Genomic DNA, 4,063 nt, shown 5'->3' with positions numbered 1-4,063 from the left:
ATCGGTACCTGCATATTTATCTGAAAGATATATCACTTCTGCGATGCCCGATTGAATAATGGCTTTAGTACATTCATTACAGGGAAATAATGCAGTGTAAATTTTACAACCATGTAAATCCATACCAATATTATTTAAAATGGCATTTAATTCTGCATGGCAGATGTAGGGATATTTTGTTTGCAGAAAATCACCCTGCTTTTCCCATGGAAATTCGTCATCAGCACAACCTGCGGGAAGGCCATTATAACCGGCGCCAACAATTTTATTTTTATCATTTACAATACATGCACCAACTTGTGTGCTTGGGTCTTTACTGCGTTGTGCACTCAGTAATGCAACTCCCATAAAATATTCATCCCAGCTAATATAGTTTTTTCTTTTTTTTATTGCACCCATACCGGTTTATTTAAAATAGTGTAACCTCTGCTACGAATGTAGGCCATTTAATTTTTTTTGCAAGGCAATTTTTTTGATAGAGAAAAAAATGAAGTTATATTGCCATCAGCAGTAGCTTTGTATTATTAATTAATTTTTTAATAATTATGTTTTCCTCAACAATTAATTTTCAGCCTTTACTAAAAAACGAATTGGTTACAGCAATACCACTTACGCCTTCCGATTTTGAAATTTTATACAGTCCTGCTTCCGATCCATTGATATGGCAGCAGCACCCCAATAAAAACCGGTACCAACTGCCGGAGTTTGAAAATTATTTTAAAGGTGCCATTGACTCAGGCGGAGCTTTTTTAGTAAGTGATACCCAAACAAATGAAGTTATAGGCAGCAGCCGATACAGTGATTATGATGCCGAAAAAAATATAGTTTCAATTGGCTACACTTTTTTTGTATGCAGCCATTGGGGTAAAGGATATAATTATGCACTAAAAAAATTAATGCTCGATCATATTTTTCAGTTTGTTGATACCGTTACATTTTATATTGGAGCGGTCAATAAACGTTCGCAAATTTCCTTAGAAAGACTAGGTGCAATAAAAACAGGCGAAACAGAAATGGCTTATTACGGAGAAGCCGCCAAGCTGGATTATATTTATACTATTGCAAAAGAGCATTGGCGTGAGTTGCGTGAAACATTAGCAGTTTAATGTATAAAGATTACAGCAGGATATTTTTTATAAAAGTAAGTTGCAAAAAAATATAATTTCACAGTATAATTTATATGTATGAAAAAAATTTTCTTACTGATTATTTTTTCTCTTTTTACAATTATTGGTTTTTCACAATCCCTGAGTCAGGTTACTGTATCAGGTGCAACATCACTCTCTTCATTTAGTTTTCTTACCGATCAGCAAGCAATAATTAGAATAACGCCGGATGGAAGGGTGCTGGAATGGGGAGTTGAGATGCAACCGGGCCGTATTGGCTATTACCAGGGAAAACTTGATCCGTATATGGGCAGGGTTGATTATTACAGCCTGGATGCTGATGAAGCATTACGGGGCAAAGTAAAAAGTATTGGCTCCTGCAACATTACTTATTTTACATCATCTATGCCCGAAGCACAAAGAGGAAAAGTAAAAACAATTGGTGCTGTTGCTCTGGATTATTATATGGATTATGATAATGAAAGTTATAAAGGCAAATTAAAATCTGCAGGTTATCTTTCTATTGGGTATTATGCTTCTTACGATAATGAATATTACAGGGGAAAACTAAAATCCGTTGGTAACACATCCCTTACCTATTATTCTATCGCTGATGATAAACTTAACAAAGGAAAAATAAAAAGTATCGGTACAACTTTATACAGCTGGTATAATGAATTTGACCGAAAAGAATACCAGGGTGCAATGAAATCGGGAGCTGCGATACAAAAAGTAAATGGTGTTACTTATAATATTTATTAATTGGTATCAATAAAATAAATCGTCGTTTTATTGCATAGTATATAAATTAAAGAATTAACCTGCATACAATCGAATTTAACGGTAAGAGAATGCTATTCTTACTCTTTTCAATTTCTTATTTCTTTCTATATTAAATCTGATGGGGTTAAATGAACGTATCTATCCGTAACAATTTATAATGATGCGTTATGTAATTTTAATCTTACTAATTTGTACCAGCTTACCTGCATTAGCACAGGATGATTCTGCCCGGGTAAATTTTGGGTTAAAATTATACACCGGGCAAACGGTAGTACATACACAATCGGTAAAAAATATTGCAGATGCCAACCCATTTGGTTTTGAGCTGGAATGGGCAAAGCAGCAAACTAATTTTGCTTCTTATAATATCAGCAGTGCTTATATAAAAACCGGTTGGGCTTTAAGTTATTTTAATTACGATCTGCCACTTTTAGGGCATGCCGTTATTGCCTCACGGTTTATTGAGCCGCAATACCGAATTTTTAAAAAAATACAATTTGGGGTAAGGGCATCGGCTGGTGTTGCATACCTCAGCAACCCTAATGACGCAGAAAAAAATCCTGCTAACAATAATTATGCTTTACACATAAACCCGTATTTACATTTAGGTACCAGTTTAAATTTTCAATTATCAAAACATTTAAGTGCCGGTTTGCAAACTAATTTTCACCATATCTCCAATGGAAACATACAACAACCTAATAAAGGTATTAACTGGGTAACGGCTGCAGTAAGCATGCATTATTATCCGGGTAATAATACTTTGCCTAAATATAAACGGGTACATAATAAATTTTGGAAAGATAAAAAAGCAAATGTGCAGGTGGGTATTTTTTATGTGCCTTACCAGGGCTATTTTGAAAAATGGATGGCGCAACGAAAATATGCTTTGGGCGCATTTGCAAAAATTACAAAACAAATTGGTGGTGCAAGTGCTGTTACTGCCGGTACTGAATTTTACTATAATAATTTTAAACAGGATGATAATGTAAAAAAAGTTACATCCGGAGTTGTAGCCGGCATACACGGCGGGCATGTTTTTCTTTTAGGTAAAGTATATTTTAGTCAGCAAATAGGATTTGCATTTTATAATAAAATTTATTTTCTCCCGAATTTTTATCATCGCTGGGGGTTGGATTATAATATCAACAATCGCTTTACCATTGGCGCTAACTTAAAAGCCAACAGCGATAATGCAGATTTTTTTGATGTAAGGCTGGGAATAAACTTGTAAATAAAGCTTCTTTACTTAGTAAAAATACTTTTTACAATAATTGTCATTAAGGTCTTCTTCATTGGCGTAATTTTTGTGACTGTGCAGGTGTTTAAATTCCATCCTCATGAAAAATATACTACGCTCAGCCGTTTTCTTTTCTCCTTTATTTATTGGTATTTTATTATTTGCATCATGCACCAAAAATAAAATTGAAGAAAAAATAATAACCCCACCAGATGGCGGCACAACATGTACCGCTACAAAAGCAGCAGCTGAAAATATCCAAATTTTTCCGGCAGATAATCCATGGAATAAAGATATTTCTGCTTCAGCCATTGATCCTTACAATACACAAATTATTGCCGGTATTTCAACACCAGTAATTAAGGCAGATTTTGGAAGTGGCTTATGGCAGGGTACACCAATTGGTATTCCCTATATTGTTGTATGCGGCAATCAGCCAAAAATACCTATAAACTTTACCGACTATGGCGATGAAAGCGACCCCGGCCCTTATCCTATCCCGTTATCAGCGCCAATTGAAGGTAATGGCAGCGGCGATGCACACGTAATTGCAGTTGATGTAGAAAATAAAATCATTTGTCGCGATAGATCGCACCTAGCTAGTAGTCTATGAAGCCCACAGAATAATAGAAGTAAATTAAGATTCTAGTGTCATGCTGAACTTCAGGAAGTAGGAGTTCACCTTTGCTGAGCCCAGATTCATGGTGGTTCCACATCGTCAGGAAGTAGTGTTCACCTTTGTTCAGCCCAGATTCATGGTGGTACGCATCGTCGACTATTTCGACGAACAACTGCTGCCGAAGGCGTGGTCACTGACCTACAGCAGGAATACTATGACGAGATAGAAAGTACCCAGCGTACAGTTCAGAACAGTTGCTGTTGTCACGGGTCTCCAGGAAAAAAGTGGATCTATTGTAATTCTCCAAAACTAAAA

The 4,063-nt window shown here is 35.8% G+C and carries 5 protein-coding genes; 4 read left to right on the top strand and 1 reads right to left on the bottom strand.

From position 1 onward, the window contains the following. Positions 1–399: deoxycytidylate deaminase (locus ACY65O_RS16975; protein WP_462222051.1), on the bottom strand; the 399-nt coding region annotated here is incomplete at its 3' end. A gap of 146 nt (positions 400–545) precedes the next feature. On the opposite strand from ACY65O_RS16975, the gene ACY65O_RS16970 reads away from it, so the two are divergent. The 4 genes from ACY65O_RS16970 (at position 546) to ACY65O_RS16955 (ending at position 3,742) form a co-directional block, all read left to right on the top strand. Next, positions 546–1,106, top strand: a complete 561-nt coding sequence (locus tag ACY65O_RS16970; protein WP_462222050.1) for a GNAT family N-acetyltransferase — start codon at positions 546–548, stop codon at positions 1,104–1,106. Between the two features lie 78 nt (positions 1,107–1,184). After that, a complete protein-coding gene (locus ACY65O_RS16965; protein ID WP_462222049.1) occupies positions 1,185–1,868 on the top strand; it encodes a hypothetical protein in 684 nt (227 codons plus the stop codon). A gap of 178 nt (positions 1,869–2,046) precedes the next feature. Next, positions 2,047–3,123: an acyloxyacyl hydrolase gene (locus ACY65O_RS16960; RefSeq protein ID WP_462222048.1), complete on the top strand. Its 1,077-nt coding sequence runs from the start codon at positions 2,047–2,049 to the stop codon at positions 3,121–3,123. A gap of 106 nt (positions 3,124–3,229) precedes the next feature. Then, a complete protein-coding gene (locus ACY65O_RS16955; RefSeq protein ID WP_462222047.1) occupies positions 3,230–3,742 on the top strand; it encodes a hypothetical protein in 513 nt (170 codons plus the stop codon). The last annotated feature ends 321 nt before the right edge of the window (positions 3,743–4,063 follow it).

It is taken from the genome of Ferruginibacter sp. (assembly GCF_031430955.1).
Classification (GTDB): Bacteria; Bacteroidota; Bacteroidia; order Chitinophagales; family Chitinophagaceae; genus Ferruginibacter.
The sequence above is the reverse complement of the archived record's forward strand: the minus strand, read 5'-3'. Positions and strand labels throughout refer to the sequence as shown.